The organism is Endobacterium cereale, from assembly GCF_009617585.1.
Classification (GTDB): Bacteria; Pseudomonadota; Alphaproteobacteria; order Rhizobiales; family Rhizobiaceae; genus Neorhizobium; species Neorhizobium cereale.
This window is the reverse complement of sequence record NZ_WIXI01000048.1, coordinates 325,938-350,589: the sequence shown is the minus strand read 5'-3', so window position 1 is coordinate 350,589 and position 24,652 is coordinate 325,938. Positions and strand designations below refer to the sequence as shown.

Here is a 24,652-nt window from a genome sequence, read left to right as displayed (position 1 = left end):
GCCGATTGGTTTGTCTTCGATCGTGATATCGACGGCGCTCTTTCCGCATCGATCGGCAACGATACCGTGACCGGCTTCAGTGCAGGCGTCGACCTTATCGATCTGTCTGGACTGCAGAGCACGGCCTTCGACACGTTCGCGGAAGTCTATGCGGCCTCGTCGCAGAGCGGTGCCAACACGCTGATCAATTTCGGCGCGCTCGGCACGATCACGCTGCAGGGCGTAGAGCTTTCCAGCCTGACCGCTGACGACTTCTACTTCGGTTCTGCCGCGCTCGCAGACGTCGCCTGAGGAACCTGCTGTAGTGTTGGTAGCCCCACAGCAAACGCCGCCGCAGCCAAGGGCTGCGGCGGTCGTTTCCTCCCTCAGGCGAGCGTTTGTCGGCGTAGCGCTGATCAGCGGCATGGTCAACATACTGGCGCTCAACGCGCCGTTGTTCATGCTGCAGGTCTATGATCGTGTCCTCTCCAGCGGCAGCATGCCGACACTCGTCGGTCTGTGTGTTCTCGCCGGCTTCGTTTATCTCTTCCAGTCGCTGCTCGACATTATTCGCGCACGTGTGCTCCTGCGTATCGGCGAGCGCTTCGATGAGCAGATTTCGGGGGCTGCGCATGACGCCGTCATCCGGCTGCCACTGGTAAACCGCATGCCCGGCGATGGCCTGCAGCCATTGCGTGATCTTGATAATGTCCGCGCTTTCATGTCCGGCAACGGGCTGACCGCCCTGTTCGATCTGCCCTGGATGCCATTTTATCTGGGCATATGTTTTCTCTTCCATTTCTGGATCGGCATGACGGCCCTGATCGGTGCGATCGTGCTCGCTGCCCTGACCCTGCTCACCAACCTGATGTCGAAAAAGCCGATCCGCGACGCCGTGGCCCACAACATGGCCCGCAACGCGCTTCTGGAATCGGCGCGACGAAACGCGGAAATCGTCCAGGCGCTTGGTCTCGGAGATCGGGTGCGGACGCGCTGGCAGAAGGTCAATCTCGATTATCTTCTGGCAAACCGCCGTGCGGGCGACGTGGCGAACGGCTTGGGCGGCATTTCGCGATCACTGCGCATGATGCTGCAATCGGCCATTCTGGCGGTGGGTGCCTATCTTGTCCTGTCGCAGGAAGCGAGCGGTGGTGTGATGATTGCAAGCTCGATCATGATGGGCAGGGCGTTGGCGCCGGTGGACCAGGCTATCGCCGGATGGAAGCCCTTCCTCATGGCCCGCCAAAGCTGGTCGCGGTTAAAGGAACTGCTGGCGGCCTTGCCTGCAGCAGCGCAGCCAATGGCCCTGCCTGCGCCGGAGCGCGATCTGAGGGTTGAAGGGGTGACGATCATTCCGCCCGGGGGAAAAAGACCGACTGTTGTCGGCGTGGCCTTTTCGATCGCTGCAGGTCAGGCACTGGGTGTCATCGGGCCGTCCGGCTCTGGAAAATCAACCCTGTCACGTGTTCTTGTTGGGGCATGGGCGCCGACGCAGGGCAAGGTTCGCATTGACGGCGCCGGCCTTGATCAATGGGGATCGGCGCAACTCGGCCGACATATCGGATATCTGCCGCAGGGCGTCGAACTGTTCGATGGAACGATTGCCGAAAACATTGCCAGGCTTGATGCTTCCCCCGACGCTGCCGCTGTTGTCACGGCGGCAAAGGCGGCTGGGGCCCATGAGCTGATCCTTCGTTTCGAGCAGGGATATGAAACACCTGTGGGTGAAGCGGGAATGGCCCTATCAGCCGGCCAGCGGCAGCGGATCGGTCTTGCCCGCGCGCTTTACGGCAATCCGTTTCTGATCGTCCTTGATGAGCCCAACGCCAATCTCGATACCGAAGGCGAAATTGCCGTTGTCAACGCGATCACTGCCGTGCGTCAACGCGGAGGTATCGTTGTCGTTATCGCACATCGCCCCAGCGCCATCGGCGCGGTTGATCAGGTGCTGATGCTGGATGGCGGACGACAGATTGCTTGTGGCCCTCGTGAGGAAGTGCTTTTGAAAGTGCTGAAGGCAAAAAGCGGGAACCTCACCAAACCATCGGCATTCCAGGCAACCGGTCTAGGGGTGACGTCGCTGCGTGTCGTGACGGGTGCCGCGTCGCAGGCGCAAACGAACGATCAGGTTCAACCTGCCGGCGTATGTGAGGGGGAGGTCAAGGATGAGGGGAAATAGCCTCGACAGCAGTGTGAGCCGGTCGATCCGATTGCACCTGAGCGCCGGATTGATCGGCACGTTCGTGCTTGCCGGCGGGGCGGGCGCATGGGCCTCGATGACCCGTTTGGCCGGCGCTGTCGTGGCACCCGGACATTTCGTGGTCGAGTCTTATGTCAAAAAGGTCCAGCATCCCAAGGGTGGTGTTGTCGGCGAAATCCGCGTCGAGGAAGGTGACCGGGTAAAGGGTGGCGATATCGTCATGCGTCTCGATGCAACGCAGACCCGCGCCAATCTCGGTATCGTGAACCGGAGATTGGACGAATTGAATGCTCGCCTAGCGCGTCTGGAGGCGGAACGAGACGACCTGCGTGAAATCACCTTTCCATCCGAACTGACCGAACGCGCCGGTGACGTTGCTGTCGCGTCCGTGATCCACAGTGAAACGCGCTTGTTCGAATTCCGGCGCGAGGCACGAGAGGGCAGGAAGGCACAGCTCGTCGAGCGCATCAGCCAATACCAGCACGAGATCGATGGATTGAAAGCGCAGGAAGAGGCGTTCTCGGAAGGCATGCATGTTCTCAAAACCGAGATAGAGACGCTCAGCTCGCTGCGGCAGCAGGGCATCGTCTCAGATCAACGTCTCAATGGCCTCAAGACGCAGGTCGCCACGTTTGGTGGCGAACGCGGCGAAAAGATAGCCTATCAGGCCCAGACGGCAGGTCGTGTCGCCGAGACACGCATGCAGATTCTGCAGGTCGATCAGGACATAAGGACGGAAGTCGGCAGTGAGTTGAGGGAGGTGCAGGCACAGATCGGTGAATATACGGAGCGCAGGGTCGCAGCTGAAGACGAACTGCGCCGCATCGATATCGTCGCGCCGCAATCGGGCACCGTTCACCAGCTGGCCGTACACACGGTTGGCGGTGTCGTAGCCGCGGCTGATCCGATCATGCTGATTGTCCCCGGGGGCGAAGATCTGGCGCTGGAGGTGCAGATCGCTCCCAAGGACATAGACCAGATCAGGCCCGGGCAGAAGGCGATGCTGCGCATGTCGGCCTTCAATCTGCGCATGACGCCTGAACTCGTCGGTCACGTCAGCCGGATTGCAGCCGACCTCACATCCGATCAGCGGACCGGGCAATCCTATTATCTCGTGCGTTTATCATTACCGCCGTCAGAACTGGCCAAGCTGGAAGGGCTGGTCCTTTTGCCGGGCATGCCGGCCGAGGCGATGATCCAGACCGGCGATCGCACGGCGCTGTCTTATCTCGTCAAGCCTTTGTCGGACCAGATCGCACGAGCGTTCCGGGAGGAATGACATGACACGTTTTTAAGCAAGGGGACCAAGACATGACGACGATAGAGGCCGAGCGGATCGCTTCCGAAACCGAAAGCCGGACCAAAAGGCTGAAAGCGGCAACCCATGCCGCGCATGAAACGCTGGACCGCTTCATCATGCGAGCCAATCCGTTTCGGGACCGTCAGTCTTATGGCCGCTTTCTGCGCATGCAGCATGCACTGCATCGAGATTTAGACGCACTGTTCTTTGACGAGGCCATGAGCCGGCTTCTTCCCGATCTGCAGGGCCGAAGGCGGCTTGATCTGGTCGAGCAGGATCTTGTGGATCTGGGCGTGGCGCCTGTGGCATCGGTTGCCCCCTTGTTTGAAAGAGGGGCAGCACTGCCGCGGCCGAAAGGGCTCGGTTGGCTTTACGTGATCGAAGGCTCCAATCTCGGCGCTGCATTTCTCCTGAAATATGCGGCGGCCCTCGGGTTCAATGAGGCACATGGCGCGCGGCATCTGGCTGGCGCACCCGAAGGACGCGGGCTTCATTGGAAAACCTTTACGGCGGCGCTAGATCAGGTGGCCCTGACGGCTGAAGATGAACAGCAGGTCATTGGGGAGGCATCAGCTGCCTTCAATCATGTTCAGAAACTTGCAAAAGACTGTTTTCCCGAAATCGAGTGACCGTCGGTCCTTGCCGCCAGGCTTCCAGGTCCTGTACGTCAGCCATCGGGTGCGATGGAAAAGCTGGCATTCTCCCCGCGCGAATTCGCATGGCGTCGCGCGGGCCGAAGTGCCCTATGCCCAAATATGAACCGGAAACACCACTTTTTTTACTGGTCTGCGGTATCTTGTCACACGGCGCTGGTTGACGTACTCCAGACCCTGAAGGCCTCGGGCCGATTAATGGTGCCGTTGGTGGTGCTGCGTTTCAGCACCATGAAACTCATGATGTTGGGACTGCAATGAACCTGTACTTGGATTACCTGGCTGAGATCGAAAGCAGAAAAACTCAAGGGCTTGCTCCCAAGCCTATTGATGACGGTGCTCTCACCGGCGAAATCATCGAAATCCTCAATGATGCCGGCAGCGAATATCGTGCCGACGCGCTGAAATTCTTCATTTACAATACGCTTCCCGGCACCACCAGCGCCGCCGGTGCGAAGGCCGCGTTTCTGAAGAAGATCATTCTCGGCGAAACGGCCGTTCCGGAAATCACGCCGGCTTTTGCGCTGGAACTGCTGTCGCACATGAAGGGCGGTCCCTCGGTCGAAGTGCTGCTCGACGTCGCGCTCGCCGATGACGCAGCGATCGCGAAGGAAGCCGGTGAGGTCCTGAAGACGCAGGTCTTCCTCTACGACGCCGACATGTTCCGTCTGCGTGATGCCTACAAGGCTGGCAATGCCATCGCCAAGGACGTTCTTGAAAGCTATTCGAAAGCGGAATTCTTCACCAAGCTTCCTGACGTCGAAGACGAGATCAAGGTTGTGACCTTCATCGCCGCCGAAGGCGATATCTCCACCGACCTTCTGTCGCCGGGCAACCAGGCGCATTCGCGCTCCGACCGCGAATTGCATGGCCAGTGTATGATCACGCCGGAAGCGCAGGCGGAAATCGTCGCGCTTCAGCAGCAGCATCCTGACAAGCGCGTGATGTTGATTGCCGAAAAGGGCACGATGGGCGTCGGCTCGTCACGCATGTCCGGCGTCAACAACGTCGCGCTCTGGGCCGGCAAGCAGGCCAGCCCCTATGTGCCTTTCGTCAATTTCGCACCGGTTGTTGCCGGTACCAACGGCATTTCGCCGATCTTCGCGACCACTGTAGACGTGACCGGCGGCATCGGCATCAACCTGAAGAACTGGGTCAAGAAGCTCGGCGAAGACGGCAAGCCGATCCTCAACAACGATGGCAACCCGATCCTCGAGCAGAAATATTCGGTCGAGACCGGCACAGTCCTCAAGATCGACGCCAAGAACAAGAAACTCACGGACGAGAGCGGCCAGGAGCTGGTCGATGTCGCCAGCGCCTTCACGCCCCAAAAAATGGAGTTCATGAAGGCGGGCTCGTCCTACGCCATCGTGTTCGGCAAGAAGCTGCAGACCTTTGCCGCCCAGACTTTGGGTGTCGAGGCGACGCCGGTCTTTGCGCCAAACAAGGAAATCGCCATCGAAGGCCAGGGACTGACCGCGGTCGAAAAGATCTTCAACCGCAATGCCGTCGGCGTAACGCCGGGCAAGGTTTTGCATGCCGGTTCTGACGTCCGCGTCACCGTGAACATCGTCGGTTCGCAGGACACCACCGGCCTGATGACCGCGCAGGAGCTGGAAGCGATGGCGGCCACCGTCATTTCGCCGCTGGTCGATGGCGCTTATCAGTCGGGTTGCCACACGGCATCCGTCTGGGACAAGAAGGCTCAGGTCAACATCCCGAAGCTGATGTCCTTCATGAACAATTTTGGCGTCATCACCGCGCGTGACCCGAAGGGCGTCTACCATTCGATGACGGACGTCATCCACAAGGTCCTGAACGACATCACCGTGGACGACTGGGACATCATCATCGGCGGCGACAGCCATACGCGCATGTCGAAGGGCGTTGCCTTCGGTGCCGACAGTGGCACCGTGGCGCTGGCGCTTGCCACCGGCGAAGCCACCATGCCGATCCCGCAATCGGTCAAGGTCACCTTCAAGGGCACGATGCAGCCCTATATGGATTTCCGCGACGTGGTGCATGCCACGCAGGCGCAGATGCTCAAGCAGCACGGCGACAACGTCTTCCAGGGCCGTATCATCGAAGTCCATATCGGCACGCTGCTGGCCGACCAGGCCTTCACCTTCACCGACTGGACGGCCGAGATGAAGGCCAAGGCGTCGATCTGCATCTCTGAAGACGAGACGCTGATCGAGAGCCTGGAAATCGCCAAGTCGCGCATGCAGATCATGATCGACAAGGGCATGGACAATGCCACGCAGACGCTGCAGGGCCTGATCGACAAGGCTGATCGCCGTATCGCGGAAATCCGCTCGGGCGAAAAGCCGGCGCTGACCCCGGACGACAATGCGAAATATTTTGCTGAAGTCGTTGTCGACCTCGATCTCATCGACGAGCCGATGATCGCCGACCCGGACGTCAACAATGCCGACGTCTCGCGTCGTTACACCCACGACACGATCCGCCCGGTTTCCTATTACGGCGGCACCAAGAAGGTCGACCTCGGTTTTGTCGGCTCCTGCATGGTGCACAAGGGCGACATGAAGATCGTTGCCCAGATGCTGAAGAACATCGAAAAGACCGAGGGCAAGGTCGAGTTCAAGGCGCCGCTCGTCGTCGCCGCCCCGACCTACAACATCATCGATGAGCTGAAGGCCGAAGGCGACTGGGAAATCCTCCAGAAATATTCGGGCTTCGAATTCGACGACCTGAAGCCGAAAACCTCTAACCGCACCGAATACGAGAACATTCTCTATCTCGAGCGTCCGGGCTGCAACCTGTGCATGGGCAACCAGGAAAAGGCGGAGAAGGGCGACACCGTTCTTGCCACCTCGACCCGCCTGTTCCAGGGCCGCGTGGTGGAAGATACGGCGGAAAAGAAGGGCGAATCTCTGCTCGCTTCCACGCCGCTGGTGGTGCTGTCGGCGATCCTCGGTCGTACGCCCAACATGGAAGAGTATCGCTCTGCCGTTGAAGGCATCAACCTGACGAAGTTCGCGCCTCCGAAGACGACACCTATCGACAGCCTGTCTGTTCACTACTGAAGCTCTTGAGCTTTTTACGATACCCCGGGGAGGCAAATCCTCCCCCGGGGTATCGTCATGTCTCGAAAGACGTGATGGTCGAGATCAGAATTCCGACCAGACCAATTGGTGGCCAAGCGATTGCTCGCGTCACGCTTCTGCGATGGCGCGGACATGGCGGTTGACCTCATGCACTTTGGAGACGATCGCTTCCAGCATCGTTCCCGTTTCTCCGACCAGATTGCCCCCTTGCTCCACATGGCTGCCGGATGTGATCAGGACCTTGATCTCCTTGATCTCCTTGGCCGCATTGGCCGAGCGCTGGGCGAGTTCACGCACCTCGTGCGCCACGACGGCAAATCCCTTGCCGGCGTCTCCTGTGCGTGCGGCTTCCACGCCGGCATTGAAAGCCAGAAGTTTGGTCTAGAACGCGATATCGCCGATGATGTTGCTCATCTCACCGGATGAATGCTCGATCTGCTGCATGGCGTCGCCGCTCTGGCAATTTCCACCTCGCTCAGTCGCGACCGAGGCTGCATCCCCCAAGAACACAACCGAAGGGGATTTCCGTTCCGAAGCTGGTGCTGCACGGGCAAGACGACCAGATCGTTCCGATTGCGGATTCAGCGAGGAAATCGGCCAAACATCTGAAAACGGCCAGCTAAAGACCTATCTAGGCTTCTCCCATGGCATGCTCACCGTCAATGCCAATGTGCAGAATGCCGATCTTCTGGCATTTGTTGAAGCATAATCAGAAGAATTCAGGTGCGGCGTGACAATTGCCGCACCCTTTGTAACTGCGGCATGTGCGCCAAGCTGCATGCATACATGCCGAAAACAACGACATTGTATATTACAAACTGCTGAAAATACTTTGAAATAGTCGATTTTCCGCATTCTGGAGACGTTGTTTTAATAACTTCCCTCTAGCGATTGTTGCACAACCGCATGGGGGCGTAGCGGCTTTGAAACGATCGCGTGTTATTCTCGAAGCCACGATCCTGGCCCTTCTCGGTGCATTGCTTCCGTTGTGTTTGACAATCTATTCCGCCTGGTCCTTCTCGTTACGCGTAGAAGAAGATCGGCTGATGACTATCGCCGCCCAGGCTGCGACACGCGCCGAGCGGTCGTTTACAGATGCCGCGTCGACCCTGAGAACATTGGGAGGCCGCAGGTTTATATCCTGCACGGATGCGCATATCGGCGAAATGCGCCGCCTGGTGATCAATTCCCGCACGGTTGAGGAAATCGGCTATATCGAGGATGGTGCTCTCAAATGCACGTCCTGGGGGAGCGAAAGCCGGGTCGTCAAGGAATTGACGCCGGATTTCGTCATAGACAAGGATATCAAGGCCTGGGTCGATGTGGTGCCGCTCGTCACCGGTGCCAATCCGATGAGTGTTGTGCAGGTCGGACCCTATAATGCTTTGGTTGACGCTGGCCGTCTGGTAGAGGTGCTGGCCGATCAGAGCGCCTCGGTTGTGATTACCGCCCCCAATGGCGCGGTTACCGCCACCCTGAATACACCGGATACGGATTTTACCGACAAGCTGGGCCGCGAGACAGCCAAAGGCACCGAGGGTGAAAGCATCTATGCTGTTCACAGCAAGGATGGCTGGACCGCTGTCGCCGTCAGTTCCACCAATGGTCTGTTCGGCCTGTTTACCCAGGAGCACTGGCTATTCCTGGCATTCGGCTCATTTGCAACAATTGTCATCATCGCCCTGGTCATCCGTATGTCGCGCAAGCGCCTGTCGCCATTGGGCGAGTTGGCGATTGCCGTGCGCAAACGTGAGTTTGTCGTTCACTATCAGCCGATCATCGAGCTTTCATCCGGTCTTTGCGTCGGTGCGGAAGCACTTGTACGCTGGCAGCGGCCTGATGGCACGCTTGTGCGCCCCGATCTTTTCATTCCGCTCGCCGAGCAAAGCGGCCTCATTCGTCCGATCACCGATCAGGTTATCGACGCGATTGGTCGGGAACTGGGACCGCTGTTTCGCAAGCACCGTTCCCTGCATGTTGCCATCAATTTTGCGGCCGACGATTTCAAGACCGGTCGCGTACTTGAAACGGTCGGGCATCGTCTTGGAAACCACGGTTTCGCCAATGATCAGATCTGGCTGGAAGCGACCGAGCGTGGCCTGATGGATATCGACGAAGCCCGCAAGACAATCGCCGAGGCGCGTACCCGCGGTTATTCGGTGGCGATCGACGATTTCGGCACCGGTTATTCCAGCCTGCAATATCTGCAGAGCCTGCCGCTCGATGCGCTGAAGATCGACAAATCCTTCGTCGATGCGATCAATCGCCAGACCGCTACCAGCGCGGTGATTGCGCATATCATCGAAATGGCGAAATCGCTCAGCCTGTCGATCATTGCAGAAGGCGTCGAGACCCGCGAGCAGGCCGAATACCTGCTCGATCATGGTGTCGAATTCTGCCAGGGCTGGTTCTATGCCAAGCCGATGCCGGCCGCCGATTTTATCGACTATGTCGAGACCAGCCTGCAGCGCCATGATAGCGGCGTGGTGATGCTGAGCCGCGCCAAGGCCTGAAATCGCGCACTTATCCCTGCCAAAAGGGGCGCAGCGCCAGTTCCGCGCCAAGCAGGCCTATACATATCAGAAAACCGCGGCGGAAGGCGACGGGACTGATGCGGTGTCGCAGTGTCTGCCCGGCCCACATGCCGACAAGTGCGGGTGCGATCGCCACCGCCGACAGGGCAAGATTGCCAAAACCAATGCTTCCATGCGCGGCAAGCCCAATGGACAGCCCAATGGTCGAGACGGTGAAGGACAGACCAAGTGCCTGCACGAGATCATCACGGGAAAGACCGAGCGACTGCAGATACGGCACTGCCGGCACCACGAAAACGCCGGTTGCGCCGGTGACAAGGCCGGTTAACAGGCCGACCATCGGCGACGCCCAGCGCTCGCTGGCGGGTGAGACCGAAAGCTGGCGACCGAACAGGGTATAGAGTGCATAGGCGATCAGCACGCAGCCGAGCGCACTGCCCGTCCAGGCGGTGTCGGCGCTGAGCAATTCGCTGGTCGGGATCGTGCCAATCAGGATAGCGACCATCATCGGCCAAAGGCGCCGTATGACAGTCGAAAGGTTTGGTCCAGAAACCAGTTGCCAGACATTGGTGACGAACGAGGGGATGAGCAGCAATCCGGCTGCCGCCACCGGCGAAATCAGCGCGCCCAGCAGGCCCATTGCAACCGTCGGCAGCCCCATGCCGGTGACACCCTTGACTAGGCCGGCGATCAGGAATGTGCCGGTGAAGGCGGCGAGAAAGGCAAGGGTCAGGTCGCTCATGCCTACTTATCTCACGCTGGCGCATCAGGGCTCAAGCCCGCTTAGCCATCCAACAGTTTGAGAAGGATCGAAGCATGTCGGTTTTCATGACCATCACGCCCGAAACCGTTTCACGCGGCTCTAGCGCCTTTGTGATCCGATGTTGACGTGATGTGTGCGCTGAAACCTTATTGCCGTCCGTTTCGTCTTCCAAATGTGGCGCATTGAAATTCATCGCGCGCCCCATGGAGAGGCACATGCTCGTGTTACGTCGAGTGTTAGATCAATTCTGCGAACAGAACCAGGTGTCGCTGGATGACCCTCTGGCGATCGTCGCTGCGCAGGAACTGCTGCGCATGTGGCAGGCCGGAGATCCGAGCGAAGCGGAGCTGGCGTCAGATCTGGCGCATCTGGTTGCTGCCCGCCATGCTGGTTCCATGCGGACATCAGCTGAAATGCAGTTCTAAAATGCCGATCCGGAACAAATATGCTTTGAGATCATTGTCTATTTAAGCACTTCGGTCGGCAAACAACATCAGTCAACGAAGGCTCCGGCACCCTGACCGAATTTACGGGGTTTTCACTTCAGCACAATTCTTTCGGCCCGCTTCTGGCGGGCCATTTCTTTTTGCACTCGTCTTTCATGGCTGGCTGGAAGTGCCTCTTGATGACAATCGCGTCACTTGCTAATTTGCGGAAAAATACCCTCGTTCCTTGGGGGCGTGTTTCGCGGAGGAGGACCCGATGCACGGTTTGAAGGCCATTTTTGGCCAGAACAGGGTGCGCCTATGACGTTGCAACCGATGGCGCATGCCGACCACGTCTATTCCAGTGCCGCCGGCAACGCGGCCGCTGCAAGTTCTCCCGTTGTCGCCTCATGGCGGCGCTGCATGGTCATGCACCATCTGGCACCGGAGGATGACCGTCGGCCGGTGCGACTAACCGAAACGCAGTTCCTGCGTGCCCGGCAGGCATCAGAGCGGCTGATTGCCGAGGCAACTGATGAACTCGACCGGCTGTTTTCCACGGTCGGCCGATCCGGCTGCTGCCTCCTTCTGACCGACAGAAACGGTGTGGCGTTGGAACGCCGGGGTGCCGCCGGTGACGACAAGGCTTTTCACGATCTCGGCCTGTGGACCTCTTCCGTTTGGACCGAAGCCAGTATCGGCACCAATGGCATCGGCACGGCGCTCGCCGACGAACGTGCCGTTTCGATTTTTCGCGACCAGCATTTCTTCTCGTCGAACATTCGCCTGAGTTGCACCACGGCGCCGATCCGCGATCATCGCGGGGAACTGGCCGCCGCACTCGATATTTCCACCTGCCGCGAAGACGTCAACGAAACGGTGTTGTCGATCATTTCGCAAACAGTGCGCGATGCGGCTTTACGGATCGAGCTCAATCTTTTTCGCTCCGCGTTTCCCGGCGCCCGTTTTCTTATGGTGCCGCAGGCCGCCCACAATGCCGCAGCGCTCATCGCGGTCGATCGCAACGACATGGTGATCGGCGCCACGCGCGCCGCGCGGATTGCGCTGAAGCTTGACGATATCCGCATCGCCGCCGGCATCCCGGCCGCCGATGCGCTGGACGAGAATGCGGCTGATGGCGCGCGCGACCTCGTGGAGGCAGAACGTGCCGCTCTCACGCGTGCGCTTTCGCGTGCCAACGGCAACGTCTCGCAGGCCGCCATAGCACTCGGCATGAGCCGCGCGACCCTTCACCGCAAGATGAAGCGTTTCGGCCTGCATTGACCTGAACGCCAATTGCCGCATTGCGGCAGGGTTTGTGCGGAGCGACTGTCGCAGGCGTGCGACACTGTGCGCCGCCATATCGGTTTGCCTTGCTTTTCGTCAGGCATGACGGAGCGCAAGTTTCCTCCCAAGCGCGGCCCTTGTGGTCGGTCGCGATTGTGAAGCTGGATATCAGGGAGGATAATTCCATGCTGCATCAGAAAATCGTAGAGTCGCCGTTCAAGCTGAAATACGGCAATTATATCGGCGGTGAATGGAAAGAGCCGATTGGCGGCAAATATTTCGACAACATTACCCCGGTGACCGGTGGCAAATTGTGCGAAATCCCGCGCTCCGACGAAAAGGACATCAACGCCGCGCTCGACGCTGCCCATGCGGCGAAGGACAAATGGGGCCGCACCGCGCCGGCGGAACGCTCCAACATCCTGATGAAAATCGCGCAGCGGATGGAGGACAAGCTTGAGGTTCTGGCGCAGGCTGAAACCTGGGACAACGGTAAGCCAATCCGCGAAACGATGGCGGCCGACATTCCTCTCGCCATCGACCATTTCCGTTATTTTGCCTCCTGCATTCGCGCTCAGGAAGGTTCGATCGGTGAGATCGACAACGACACTGTCGCCTATCATTTCCATGAGCCGCTCGGCGTCGTTGGCCAGATCATTCCGTGGAATTTTCCGATCCTGATGGCTGCCTGGAAACTGGCGCCCGCCCTTGCCGCCGGCAATTGCGTCGTCATCAAGCCGGCCGAACAGACACCGGCCTCGCTGCTGGTCTGGGCTGAAATCATCGGTGATCTCCTGCCGCCGGGCGTCTTGAACATCGTCAACGGTTTTGGTCTTGAGGCCGGTAAGCCGCTGGCATCCAGCCCGCGCATCGCCAAGATTGCCTTTACCGGTGAGACGACGACAGGCCGGCTGATCATGCAATATGCCAGCCAGAACCTCATTCCCGTCACGCTGGAACTGGGCGGCAAGTCGCCGAACATCTTTTTTGCCGATGTGGCCAACGAGGACGACGACTTCTTCGACAAGGCGCTGGAAGGCTTTGCGATGTTCGCGCTCAACCAGGGCGAGGTCTGCACATGCCCGAGCCGCGCGCTGGTGCATGAAAGCATTTACGACCGCTTTATGGAGCGGGCAGTGAAACGCGTCGAAGCCATCGTGCAGGGTAATCCGCTGGATAGCGCCACCATGATCGGTGCTCAGGCATCCACCGAACAGATGGAAAAGATCCTCGCCTATCTCGACATCGGCAAACAGGAAGGCGCGGAAGTGCTGACCGGCGGCACGCGCAACGATCTCGGTGGCGAACTTGCCAATGGTTATTACATCAAGCCGACCGTATTTGCCGGTCACAACAAGATGCGCGTCTTCCAGGAAGAAATTTTCGGGCCGGTCGTTTCCGTGGCCAAGTTCAAGGACGATGCGGAAGCGCTCTCCATCGCCAATGACACGCTTTATGGCCTCGGTGCCGGTGTGTGGACGCGTGATGGCAACCGCGCCTATCGCTTCGGCCGCGAGATACAGGCCGGCCGCGTGTGGACCAATTGCTATCATGCCTATCCGGCGCATGCGGCGTTTGGCGGCTACAAGCAGTCTGGTATCGGTCGCGAGACCCACAAGATGATGCTCGACCATTACCAGCAGACCAAGAATATGCTGGTGAGCTACAGCCCGAAAAAGCTCGGCTTCTTCTGACGATCGGCCTGAATTTGTCCTGCCGGGCTGCAAATGGCGTCTTCTGCGCTTCCGGTGCTCATGGACTTCAAGTCCACTCCGCTCCGGTTCTCGAAGCCACCATTTTCGCCACGGCGGGGCAAATTCCGGGCTCGATCGTCGGCGATCTGCTCCGACCCAGAGCCGCTGGCGGGGAAAAGGTGGCGGAGCGAAAGCGAGCCAGATGAGGTGCTGCGGCACCCGAAAGGCCTGTTGCCGCCCCGTCATCCAGAAAGGATTCTTATGGAAACCACCATCAACGGCGAACCGCGCGTCACCGCCACGCATGCAGCACTTGCTTTCATTACCGAAATCCAGGCGGATTACCCGGAGATCCTGTTTCACCAGTCTGGTGGCTGTTGCGACGGGTCTTCACCCATGTGTTATCCGGCGGATGATTTCATCGTAGGCGATCATGACGTGAAGCTGGGCGAGATCGGTGGCGTGCCGGTCTTCATTAGCGCCAGCCAATTCGAAGCCTGGAAACACACACAGCTGATCATCGACGTGGTGCCGGGCAGAGGTGGCATGTTTTCGCTGGATAACGGTCGCGAAAAACGGTTCCTCACCCGCTCGCGCATGTTCGGCGGTGGGGAGGCATGTACTGTGCCGGCCTTCCGGGCTTGATCGATACGACGACCCGGGGCGCCTCCTGACCCGGGCGGGACGACCGCAACGGAAAAGACAGCGGTTGATCGACATGCGGCTTCAGCGGGGGCCGTGTGGATGGCCCCGCTTATACCCGTTGCCGGTCGTCCCACGGCGTTCTAGTGCCCTGGATCGGGGTAGGGCTCAGCGCTTTCCCGCTGACAGGCAGAAGAATGCGCCTTGCGGATCAAGGGCCTGCACGATCCAGCTGCCGCCGGGCACTTCCACCGGTCCATTGACGATCTGGCCGCCGCCGGCCGTCACGCGCTCGATTGCCGCGTCGATCGCATCGACGATGAAATAATAACACCAGCAGGACATCGGCACGCCTTCCGGCTTCGTCATCATGCCGCCGGTCATATCACCGCCATGGGCGAACACACGATAAGTACCCATCGGGCCCATGTCGTAGTCGTTGTCCTTCGTCCAGCCGAAGATTTTTGAGTAGAATTCAAACGCCTCCTCACCGTTTCCGGCATAAAGCTCGCGCCAGCCAACATTGCCGGGATCGTAGGGGCCGAGTTCACGCGGCGGGTTTTCCGGCGGGATCGGTTTCATGATGCACAGAACCGCGCAGGACGGGTCCGCCACCACGGCAAAACGGCCAATGCCGGGAATATCTTCCGGTTCGCGCTGCACGCGTCCACCATTGGCGAGATAATCGCGGCAGGTCTCGTCAACATCATCGACAGCGACGTAACCCGTCCAGTTCGGAGGAATCTGGCCCTCCAGTTCCGGCGGGAAATGCATCATGCCGCCAATGCCGGGGCAATTGTCGCCCTCCCCCATCTCGAACAGGAAATAGGAAGGCAGATCGGGCATGGGAACCTGCGTCACCTTCCAGCCGATGACGGCGGAATAAAATTCACCGGCAGCACTCGTGTCCGATGTCATCAGTTCGGTCCAGATGAACTTGCCGTGCGTCTCGGATCTTGTCTTGGTAGCGGTCTGCAACATTGATCTCTCCTCCCGTCTGTCTGCGGGTCATCTTCGGTTCAAGCTCAGCGTATGCGCGTGTAATCCAGATTCTGAAATGTCTTCCAGCTGCCGTCCGGCTGTTTTGTTGCCGAGGTGAAAAGGCGGTGGTCGTCGTCCTGAAACACGATCTGCTCGCGATAATCGGCGGTTTTGCCTTCGATCTCGCAATCCGGGCCGGTCGTGTAGAGGCTGAGCGTCTTGCCGTCGGCTGAAAACTCGCCTTCATAGGTCCACAACATGCCCATCATCGAACCGAGCCATGTGCCGACATATTTTCCCTTGTCCGGGTCATAACCGACGGTGAGGATGGTCTTGGCGGTGCCGCCTGGCACATCACCTTCGCCTTCGGCAATATACCACATGCCATCCAGCGAACGGCATGTCTCGGTCCAGCGCGCATCGGGACCCGTGACCGATGATTTGACATCCCAGATGCCGACCATGCGGGCGAGTGCCAGATGTTCGGCCTGCGGTTTATACATGTAGGTTTCGCTCATCGTTCTCTCCTTTTTGTGGTTCGAGCAGGTGGGCGGTGTATCGGTGGGTTTTCAGGCCTTGCGGTGATAATGGGCTTCCATGAAATATTTCCAGGTGCCATCGGGTTGCTTTGCACTGGAGGTGAAGGTGCGGTGATCATCGGTCAGAAAAGTGATCTGCTCGCGATAGTCGGCCAAACCTTCGCCGCTCATCGACGGGCCGGTGGTGTAAAGGCTGAGCGTCCGGCCATCCGGCTCGACCTCGCCGTCATAGACCCAAAGATTGTCCATCATCGATCCCAGCCATGTGCCGACATATCTGTCCTTGGTGGCATCAAAGCCGAGGGTGAGCACTGTGGTGGCCGGGCCTCCGCCGCCCGGCATGTCGCCACGGCCTTCTGCAATTACCCAAATTCCGGAGAGTGAGCGGACAGTCTCCACCGACGGCGTATCGCCACTCATTTCCGAAGTGACGTCCCAGGTGCCGACCAGTCTTTCCAGAAACGCGTGTTCGGCGCGGGGCTTTGCCATGATCATGGTCATGTTTCTTCTCCCTTTTGTCCAGACTTTAAGCCGCCTCAATGGCAGCAGGATGAAGCCGTCGTGTCGGGTTTCTGCTCGTATTCGTCGTGGCGTTTGACGAAATTCATCGTCTGCGCTTCGTTGCGCCCGAGCGGGGCGCGGTCGAGCAGCATCAGCGTGCCGATTGTTTCTTCTGAACCACGGGCATAGGTGGAATAGGTGTGGAAGACGTCGCCGTTTTCGTTTTTGTAGAATGCCGACAGCCCCGGCAATTCTTCGTAACCTTCGCTCGGGGGGATTTCACGGAAATTATAGGTGATCTTATCCCCCTTCATGTCGTCTTCGGTGAAGGAGACATGATAGTCGAAATTGAAGTCGCTTCCGTTGGACGACAGCCAGGGAAAATGCCAGCCCATGCGTTTCTTGTAGTTTTCGATCTCGGCAAGCGTGCCGCGCGAGATCGCCACCAATGTGACATCGTGATTGCTGAGATGTGGCAGGGTGCCGTCAAAATGGTCGGCCATGAAGGAGCAGCCGACGCAGCCTTCTTTCCAGCCCGGACCAAACATGAAGTGATAAACGAGCAGCTGGCTGCGCCCATCGAACAGATCCGCAAGGTTTCGTTTTCCTGAAGGCGTATCGAAGGTGTAATCCTTGTCCACCTTCACCCAGGGCAGGGCCTGACGAGCGGCGCGTACCTTGTCACGCAGGTGTGTTTCTTCCTTTTCCAGTTCCAGCAGTTTCAGCCGCGCATCGTGCCATTCGTCGCGTGTCACCACGGCATTGTCGGGTTCGGTCTTTACGGAAACGGTCGCATCCATCATCGGGCCTCCTCTTCCTTGACAGATTACGTTGATATCAACATGATTATGCCATGCTGTCAAATATCGATTCGATCCCGTTCTCCACCACGCTGCATGTGCGCGACACCTGCCTGTGTCTTCATGTGCAAAGAGCGGCGCGGGCGCTGGCCCGCCGTTTCGATGTGGCGATGAAGCCGATCGGGCTGAACAACGGCCAGTTTTCGCTGATGATGTCGCTCAACCGGCCGGTGCCGGCGACGATGAAATCCGTCTGCGACCTGCTGGCGATGGACCGTACGACGCTGACGGCGGCGCTGAAAATTCTCGAACGGCGTGGGCTGGTGAAAAGCGAGGCCGATCCGAAGGACAGGCGCGGGCGGCTTCTCACCCTCACCGATAACGGCATGGCGATGCTGACGGCGGCGCTGCCGATCTGGACGCGGGTGCATGGTGAAATCGATTTGGAACTGGGAGAAGGCGGCGCCGATACGATCCGCCGTACACTTCTGCCAATCCGCTGAAAACACTGAAATAGCAGCATGTTCGCAGGTTCGCAGAAACTGTGAACAGTTTGTGTACGAAATAGTACATACATTCTCTTGCAATTTTGTCGCAGGCGGCATTATACCGCATGCGCGGGCTTCAATCTGCTCGCCGTTATTTGCGCAGGGGAGGGTGCAATTGGCGTCCACGAAGTCCTCGCAAGGACGCTCCCGACCCGCCGCTCGCTCAGTGAGCCGGCAAGCCGCCGGCGCTCCTTCGACTGAAGCAACGGTTAAGTGCAATTGATCCTGTTTCCCGCTCCTGATGCCGCCGAGGGCTTCGTTTGTAGACTCTGTCCTATCCAAAACTGGAGCTAGAGATAAAATGAAAGCCTCTCAGGGCGCCCTGTCCGCGATAGCCAAGGTCTGGCTGTTCGTGCTCGGTGCCGTTCTCGTTCTTGCGGGCCTGTTTTTCGCCGTTGGCGGAACTAAGCTCCTTTCACTCGGCGGCAGCTGGTATTTTCTGCTGGCCGGCCTCGGCCTCATCCTTTCCGGTGCGCTGACCATTTTGCGCAAGCCATCCGGCGCGCTTCTGTTCGGTGTCGTCACCATCGCCACGGTAATCTGGGCGGTCTGGGATGCCGGGCTTGATTTCTGGCCGCTGATCTCGCGCCTTCTCGCCTTCGGTGTCGGTGCAACCGTGATCGCGCTGTCCTTCCCGCTGCTGCGCAAGGCGGCCGGCAAGACACCCGCCACTCTGCCGTCCTTCGCCCTCGCGGCCGTCCTCGCTGTTGCGTCCGCTGCCGGTTTTGCCAGCATGATGGTGCCGCATCCGACCGTCGCCTTCACCGGCACGCCGGCCGCGCTGACGCCCGTCGATCCGGCGAAAGAGCAGAAGAACTGGGAAGCCTATGGCAATACGCCCGGTGGTTCGCGTTTTGCGGCACTTGATCAAATCACCCGCGACAATGTCGCCAATCTTCAGGTCGCCTGGACCTACAATACCGGTGATACGCCGATCAGCCCCGGCGGTAATGGCGCCGAAGATCAGCTGACACCGCTTCAGGTAGGCGACCGCGTGTTCCTGTGCACGCCGCACAACAATGTCATCGCCATCGATGCCGATACTGGCAAGGAAATCTGGAAAAACGAGATCAACGCCAAGTCGTCGGTGTGGATGCGTTGCCGTGGCCTTGCCTATTTCGATGCCACGCAGCCGCTCGTCCAGCCGACCGCTGACGGCTCGACACCGGTCACCCCGGCGATCGTTGCCGAAGGTGCGCTTTGCCAGCGCCGCATCCTGATGAACACAATCACTGCAGAGCTGATCGCGCTCGATGCCGACACCGGCGCTTTCTGCCCGGATTTCGGTATCAATGGCCGTGCCGATCTGAAGGTTGGTCTGGGGGAAGCCGCTGATCCGAGCTACGTTCTGACATCCGCGCCGACACTTGCCGGCACAACGGTTGTCGTTGGCGGTCGTATTGCCGATAACGTCCAGGTCGACATGCCGGGCGGTGTCATGCGCGGTTTCGACGTCATTACCGGCCAGCTGCGCTGGGCCTTTGATCCGGGCAACCCGGACATCACCAGCCTGCCGCCGGAAGGCCAGACCTATACGCGTTCGACGCCGAATGTCTGGGCCGCGATGTCCTATGATGCCGCGTCCAACACCGTGTTCATGCCGGTCGGCAGCCCGTCGGTGGATCTTTACGGCAAGACCCGCAGTGATCTCGACCACAAATATGGTGCGTCCATGCTGGCGCTCGATGCCACGACCGGTCGCGAAAAATGGGTCTACCAGACCGTTCACAACGATCTGCAGGACTTTGACGTGCCGATGCAGCCGTCCTTCATCGATTTTTCGAAACCGGATGGCACGACGGTTGCGGCACTGGTGTTCGGCACCAAGGCCGGCCAGATCTTTGTTCTCGACCGCGCCACCGGCAAGCCGCTGACGCAGGTGGATGAGGTTCCGGTCAAGCCGGCTAACATTCCGAGCGAAAAATACTCCCCGACCCAGCCGATGTCGGTCGGCATGCCGCAGATCGGCGCGCAGACGCTGACCGAAAGCGACATGTGGGGTGCAACGCCCTTCGACCAGCTTCTGTGCCGCATTGCCTTCAAGGGCATGCGTTATGATGGCGTCTTCACCGCGCCGGGTACCGATCTGGCACTGAACTTTCCTGGCTCGCTCGGCGGCTTGAACTGGGGCGGTATCTCCACCGATCCGACCACCAACACCATTTTCCTCAACGACATGCGCCTCGGCCTGTGGGTGCAGATGACGGAAGCAGCACCGACTAACGCCGTTTCCAACGGTGGCGAAGCGGTCAATACCGGCATGGGCGTGGTGCCGATGAAGGGCACGCCTTATGCGGTCAACAAGAACCGTTTCCTGTCGGCGCTGGGCATTCCCTGCCAGGAACCGCCTTTCGGCTCGCTGACCGCCGTCGACATGAAGACGCAGAAGATCAAGTGGCAGGTGCCGCTCGGCACGGTGCAGGATACCGGCCCGTTCGGAATCAAGATGGGCGTTCCGATCCCGATCGGCATGCCGACCATCGGCGGTTCGCTGGCCACCCAGGGCGGTCTCGTGTTCTTCGCGGCCACCCAGGATTATTACCTGCGTGCCTTCGACAGTGCGACAGGCAAGGAAGTCTGGAAAGCCCGCATGCCGGTCGGCAGCCAGGGCACGCCGATGACCTACAAGTCGCCGAAGACCGGCAAGCAATATGTGGTCATCTCGGCCGGCGGTGCCCGCCAGTCGCCGGATCGCGGCGATTACGTGATCGCCTACGCTCTGCCGAACTAAGTCTCGGTCGAAGTCGTGAAAAACAGATGCCCGGTGATGAGCCGGGCATTTTTCGTTGGGCGCTTACCGGGCCGGTGTCGCCACCTTGTGAACATCCTCGAATTTCAGCCCGAAACGCGCCAGATACTTTTTGAGCCGATCGGCATCGTTGGAGCTTTTTTTCTCCAGCCGGGAAATGGCAAAAAGCGCACGTCCGGCAGCGCTTGCGGAGGAGTGCTCCCGGCAGGTTTTCAGAACGGATGCCAGTTGCGCCATCTCGAACAGATCGAGATTGGCCACACGGTCGGACCCAAGAATGTCGAGCAGCAATGCGTCTGACGCTTCTTGTGGCATATCGAGCCCCCAGGCTGTTTTCAGGCGCAAAACCTCGTCACTGACCACGTCGACAGTGATGCGGCCCTGCGGCGCAAGCGTCGCCATGCGGGTGACGGAGGCGGAAAGATCGCGGAAATTGGCGCTCCATGCCGCTTCCGGTCCGGTGGCGAAGGTGAGGTAACGCTCGCGGGCCTCCTTGTTGAACGTCACATTCTGGCCCTCGCGTTCAAGAAAACGCTTCAGTTCGAAATCGAGATTGGGCTCGAGGTCTTCCTTGCGTTCACGAAGGGCGGGCAGCTGAAAGGTCCAGAGGTTTAGGCGCGCGTAGAGGTCCTCGCGAAAACGGCCCTTTTGCACTTCCACACGCAGGTCCCGGTTGGTGCCGGCGATCAGCTGAAAGTCGGCGGATGCCTCCCTGTCGGCGCCGACGGGTAGGAAGCGCTTTTCCTCGATGGCGCGCAGGCACATGGCCTGTTCGTCAAGGCCGAGTTCGCCGATCTCGTCGAGGAAAAGCACGCCCTTGTCGGCGGATTTCAACAATCCTGCTCGTTCGCCCGAGGAGCCGGTAAAGGCGCCCTTCACATGGCCGAATAAAGCCGACATGGCCTGATCGCCGCGTAACGTGGCGCAGTTCACTTCCACGAAGGGGCCGGTGACCTTTCGCTGCGCCTTTTTTAGCTCGTAAATCCGTTTAGCCAGTTGCGATTTTCCGGCACCCGTCGGACCGGTCAGGAAGACGGGGGCGGTGGAGCGCATCGCCACGCGTTCGATCTCGTCGATCATGCGGTTGAAGGCCGGATTGCGGGTGGAGATGCCGGATTTCAGGAAGGATGTTGCTTCGTCGCGCTCGGAGGCAAAACGGGTGGCGATCTCGTCGTATCGCGACAGGTCGAGATCGATGATGGCATGCGTGCCGGCATAATCCTGACCCGGCTCGCGATCCCGCGGCGGCGACAGCTGCAGCAGCCGCCCGGGGATGATGCGGGCTTCCGTCAGCAGAAACCAGCAGATCTGCGCCACATGCGTGCCGGTGGTGATGTTGACGAGATAATCTTCCGCATCCGGATCGAAATCATAGGCACGGGCGAAATCGCGTAGTTTTGTATAGACCTCGGAGAAATCCCAGGGGTCGGAAAAATCGATAGTGTTCAGGCGCACCTCGGTGGCGGGAGAAATGGTTTCGATATCGCCGACGACCGTTTGCGCCAGTCGATCGAAATTTGTGTCGTGGATCAGTTCGACGCGATCGAAAAACAGGCCTGGCTGTTGGGTAAGGCCGACATTCGGCCGCCAGCGGTTCCAGCGATCCTCGCGTTTGCCGATATCGAGGTTGCTTCCGAGAATGCTGATGGCGACACGGCGCTTCATGACTTATCCAAATTTATAAAATGTATATTCAGAGATAAGATACGGTGCATTGTGGAAATTGGCAATTTTTGTATATGTCGATAATGTCGATTTTTTATTCGATTTAAAATCAATGGGATAATAAGAATTTTTGGCTTGTTTCTCTGCTCTGACATCAAACTGGCACGCGTCTTGAAATGTATCTGGCAGAACCGAAACAAAGAGGTGCTGCCATGGTCAACAAGGCAATCTTCAAATCCTATCTCGGCAAGCTCTTGCCTGTCGCGAACACCGTCAACCACGAAGCTGCACCGGCCTATGCGCTGAGCGCTCGTGAGGCGCTCGCTCAGTACGCCGTCACCGGCACGTTCAACGACACCTTTTATGCCGGTGCCGGCGAGCAGTTGGATGGCGTGGTGAAGCTGGCAGCCGAAGTCGAGCCGGAGTTTCTGGCAAAGCTTGCGATCTATGCCGCCGAAAAGGGTCATATGAAGGACATGCCGGTCATGCTGCTGGCCATGCTTTCCGGCCTTGAAAGCGATGCCTTTGCCCGCGCCTTCCCGCGTGTGGTGAAGAGCGGCAAGATGCTGCGCGGCTTCGTGGCTGTCATGCGGTCCGGCACGACCGGGCGTAAATCGCTCGGGACGCGGCCGAAAAAGATGGTGCAGGCATGGCTGGAAAGCCGCACGGTGGGACAGCTTTTGCAGGCCATGGTCGGTAACGACCCGTCTTTGGCCGATGTGATCCGCATGGTGCACCCGAAGCCGAAGGATGTTGAGCGCGCGGCGTTTTACGCCTGGGCGATCGGCAAGCCTTATGACGTGGCGGCGTTGCCGGCCGAGGTGAAGGCGTTCGAAGCGTTCAAGCGGGATACGACATTGGCCTTGCCGCCGGTGCCGTTCCAGATGCTGACCTCGCTCGACCTGAGCAAGGAACAGTGGGCCGAGGTTGCGCTGAAAGGCTCGTGGCAGATGGTGCGCCAGAACCTCAACACATTTGCCCGAAAGGGCGTGTTCGAGGTGCCGGGTGTGGCTGAAAAGCTGGCGGCAAAGCTTTCCGACCCGGAAACGGTGCGGAAGGCCCGCGTGTTTCCCTATCAGTTGCTGGTCGCCTGGCAGATGACGGGGCACACGATCCCGTCGGTCGTTGCCGATGCGCTGCAGGATGCGATGGAGGCCGCAATCTCTACCGTGCCGACCTTCGGCGGCAATGTCGTGGTCTGCCCGGACGTCTCCGGCTCCATGGGTTCGCCCGTGACCGGTTATCGTCCAGGCGCGACCTCGATGGTGCGATGCATCGATGTTGCGGCACTCGTGGCCGCCTCCTTCCTGCGGCGCAACCGTTTTGCGCGGGTGTTGCCGTTCGAGAACCACGTGGTGCGCGTGCAGCTTAACGGTCGCGACAGCGTCATGACCAATGCCGCAAAGCTGGCAGCCGTCGGTGGCGGTGGAACGAATTGTTCCGCTCCGCTGAAGCTGTTGGCCGATGAAAAGGCCAAGGTCGATCTCGTCGTTTTCGTCTCGGACAACCAGTCCTGGATGGATGCGCGGGGCGGTGGCCAAGCCACCGGCATGATGAGCGAATGGGCGCGGATCAAGAGGCTGAACCCGGCTGCAAAGCTGGTCTGCCTTGATATCCAGCCCTATGTCCAGACCCCTGCAAAGGGCGCGGATGTGCTCAACATCGGCGGTTTCTCCGATGCCGTTTATGGTGCGATCACCAGCTTCGCGGCCGGAAAATCCGGCCCGGACGAGTGGCTGCGCCGGATCGAGGCGATCGATCTTTAAAAACGTCCTGCGCCTTTGTGAAAGGCGCAGGACACCGTGACGAATGCCGGATGGAACTACAGACTCCTAATCTCCATGTCGCGGGTTCGAATCCCGCCGGGTCCTCCAATTCATGGTCCCGTAGCTCAGCGGTAGAGCAGGCGTTCCACCACCTTTCGTCGTCACGGACGAATCTGAAATCGCATGGCGAATGCCGGAAGAAACTACATCGCTTTGATCCGAAAATGTTTCTTCTGATTTTTTAGTCGCCATGACCGGAATGAAAGAAATGAAGCGGCGAATGCCTGCGAAACTACAGCCCGTTACGCTTGGGCGGAGACATCCGCCTCACGTTTCGCAAAACCTCGTCGCCGCACTGATAAGGACAGAAATGGAAATGCATGGCGAATGCCTTGGGAACTACAGTCAATCCATAGGTCGCGGGTTCAAATCCCGCCCGGTTCGACATGATCGGCCGGTAGCTCAGCGGATAGAGCGGTGGAAAATGTTTCCAAAACACCTTGTCGCCATGACCTGATTTGAAAATACCGTGGCGAATGCCGGGGAAACTACAGTGGT

At 59.1% G+C, this 24,652-nt stretch carries 18 protein-coding genes and 3 pseudogenes; 14 read left to right on the top strand and 7 right to left on the bottom strand.

From position 1 onward, the window contains the following. The 5 genes and pseudogenes from GAO09_RS29710 to GAO09_RS21920 form a co-directional block, all read left to right on the top strand. A pseudogene (locus GAO09_RS29710) lies at positions 1 to 291 on the top strand (hypothetical protein); the annotation flags it as partial. A 112-nt stretch (positions 292 to 403) separates the two neighbouring features. Continuing rightward, a complete protein-coding gene (locus GAO09_RS21935; protein WP_153357607.1) occupies positions 404 to 2,158 on the top strand; it encodes a type I secretion system permease/ATPase in 1,755 nt (584 codons plus the stop codon). Then, positions 2,145 to 3,458 carry an HlyD family type I secretion periplasmic adaptor subunit gene (locus GAO09_RS21930; protein ID WP_153357522.1) on the top strand — a complete coding sequence of 438 codons (1,314 nt, stop codon included), beginning with the start codon at positions 2,145 to 2,147 and terminating at the stop codon, positions 3,456 to 3,458. Before GAO09_RS21935 ends, GAO09_RS21930 begins: the two co-directional genes overlap by 14 nt. A gap of 32 nt (positions 3,459 to 3,490) precedes the next feature. Beyond that, complete coding sequence (locus tag GAO09_RS21925) at positions 3,491 to 4,108, top strand: biliverdin-producing heme oxygenase (RefSeq protein ID WP_153357520.1); 618 nt, start codon at positions 3,491 to 3,493, stop codon at positions 4,106 to 4,108. Between the two features lie 281 nt (positions 4,109 to 4,389). Continuing rightward, a complete protein-coding gene (locus tag GAO09_RS21920) occupies positions 4,390 to 7,179 on the top strand; it encodes a bifunctional aconitate hydratase 2/2-methylisocitrate dehydratase (RefSeq protein ID WP_153357517.1) in 2,790 nt (929 codons plus the stop codon). A gap of 132 nt (positions 7,180 to 7,311) precedes the next feature. Here the strand turns inward: GAO09_RS21920 and GAO09_RS21915 are convergent. Continuing rightward, a pseudogene (locus GAO09_RS21915) lies at positions 7,312 to 7,650 on the bottom strand (methyl-accepting chemotaxis protein); the annotation flags it as partial. A 65-nt stretch (positions 7,651 to 7,715) separates the two neighbouring features. On the opposite strand from GAO09_RS21915, the pseudogene GAO09_RS21910 reads away from it, so the two are divergent. After that, a pseudogene (locus GAO09_RS21910) lies at positions 7,716 to 7,909 on the top strand (alpha/beta fold hydrolase); the annotation flags it as partial. 337 nt (positions 7,910 to 8,246) lie between these two features. After that, positions 8,247 to 9,713, top strand: a complete 1,467-nt coding sequence (locus GAO09_RS21905) for an EAL domain-containing protein (protein WP_153357514.1) — start codon at positions 8,247 to 8,249, stop codon at positions 9,711 to 9,713. A gap of 10 nt (positions 9,714 to 9,723) precedes the next feature. On the opposite strand, the gene GAO09_RS21900 is transcribed toward GAO09_RS21905, so the two are convergent. Then, complete coding sequence (locus GAO09_RS21900) at positions 9,724 to 10,476, bottom strand: sulfite exporter TauE/SafE family protein (protein ID WP_153357512.1); 753 nt, start codon at positions 10,474 to 10,476, stop codon at positions 9,724 to 9,726. A 236-nt stretch (positions 10,477 to 10,712) separates the two neighbouring features. Between GAO09_RS21900 and GAO09_RS21895 the strand changes: the two genes are divergently transcribed. The 4 genes from GAO09_RS21895 (at position 10,713) to GAO09_RS21880 (ending at position 14,548) form a co-directional block, all read left to right on the top strand. Then, on the top strand, positions 10,713 to 10,922 hold the full coding sequence (locus GAO09_RS21895) for a hypothetical protein (RefSeq protein ID WP_153357509.1): 210 nt from the start codon (positions 10,713 to 10,715) through the stop codon (positions 10,920 to 10,922). Positions 10,923 to 11,243: 321 nt separating this feature from the next. Then, complete coding sequence (locus GAO09_RS21890) at positions 11,244 to 12,206, top strand: helix-turn-helix domain-containing protein (protein ID WP_235938372.1); 963 nt, start codon at positions 11,244 to 11,246, stop codon at positions 12,204 to 12,206. 188 nt (positions 12,207 to 12,394) lie between these two features. Further along, positions 12,395 to 13,903: an aldehyde dehydrogenase gene (adh, locus tag GAO09_RS21885; RefSeq protein ID WP_153357506.1), complete on the top strand. Its 1,509-nt coding sequence runs from the start codon at positions 12,395 to 12,397 to the stop codon at positions 13,901 to 13,903. 261 nt (positions 13,904 to 14,164) lie between these two features. Then, positions 14,165 to 14,548: a DUF779 domain-containing protein gene (locus tag GAO09_RS21880; protein ID WP_153357503.1), complete on the top strand. Its 384-nt coding sequence runs from the start codon at positions 14,165 to 14,167 to the stop codon at positions 14,546 to 14,548. 165 nt (positions 14,549 to 14,713) lie between these two features. Here the strand turns inward: GAO09_RS21880 and GAO09_RS21875 are convergent, their stop codons facing one another. The 4 genes from GAO09_RS21875 to GAO09_RS21860 are packed head-to-tail and all read right to left on the bottom strand — an operon-like array spanning position 14,714 to position 17,366. Further along, the gene (locus GAO09_RS21875) at positions 14,714 to 15,526 is read right to left on the bottom strand and encodes a VOC family protein (protein WP_153357500.1); all 813 of its coding nucleotides are present in this window, start codon (positions 15,524 to 15,526) and stop codon (positions 14,714 to 14,716) included. Positions 15,527 to 15,570: 44 nt separating this feature from the next. After that, positions 15,571 to 16,044, bottom strand: a complete 474-nt coding sequence (locus GAO09_RS21870) for a DUF1579 domain-containing protein (protein WP_153357498.1) — start codon at positions 16,042 to 16,044, stop codon at positions 15,571 to 15,573. Positions 16,045 to 16,095: 51 nt separating this feature from the next. Beyond that, complete coding sequence (locus GAO09_RS21865; protein ID WP_153357603.1) at positions 16,096 to 16,560, bottom strand: DUF1579 domain-containing protein; 465 nt, start codon at positions 16,558 to 16,560, stop codon at positions 16,096 to 16,098. A 41-nt stretch (positions 16,561 to 16,601) separates the two neighbouring features. After that, on the bottom strand, positions 16,602 to 17,366 hold the full coding sequence (locus tag GAO09_RS21860; RefSeq protein ID WP_153357602.1) for a DUF899 domain-containing protein: 765 nt from the start codon (positions 17,364 to 17,366) through the stop codon (positions 16,602 to 16,604). 56 nt (positions 17,367 to 17,422) lie between these two features. Between GAO09_RS21860 and GAO09_RS21855 the strand changes: the two genes are divergently transcribed. Next, positions 17,423 to 17,869 (top strand): MarR family winged helix-turn-helix transcriptional regulator, encoded by a 447-nt coding sequence (locus GAO09_RS21855; protein ID WP_209018791.1) that lies wholly within the window; start codon positions 17,423 to 17,425, stop codon positions 17,867 to 17,869. A gap of 346 nt (positions 17,870 to 18,215) precedes the next feature. Then, positions 18,216 to 20,645, top strand: a complete 2,430-nt coding sequence (locus GAO09_RS21850) for a glucose/quinate/shikimate family membrane-bound PQQ-dependent dehydrogenase (protein WP_209018787.1) — start codon at positions 18,216 to 18,218, stop codon at positions 20,643 to 20,645. A 63-nt stretch (positions 20,646 to 20,708) separates the two neighbouring features. Here GAO09_RS21850 and rtcR read toward each other — a convergent pair whose 3' ends face one another. After that, positions 20,709 to 22,328 (bottom strand): RNA repair transcriptional activator RtcR, encoded by a 1,620-nt coding sequence (rtcR, locus tag GAO09_RS21845; protein ID WP_153357493.1) that lies wholly within the window; start codon positions 22,326 to 22,328, stop codon positions 20,709 to 20,711. A gap of 212 nt (positions 22,329 to 22,540) precedes the next feature. On the opposite strand from rtcR, the gene GAO09_RS21840 reads away from it, so the two are divergent. Then, on the top strand, positions 22,541 to 24,094 hold the full coding sequence (locus tag GAO09_RS21840; RefSeq protein WP_153357490.1) for an RNA-binding protein: 1,554 nt from the start codon (positions 22,541 to 22,543) through the stop codon (positions 24,092 to 24,094). Positions 24,095 to 24,652 lie beyond the last annotated feature (558 nt).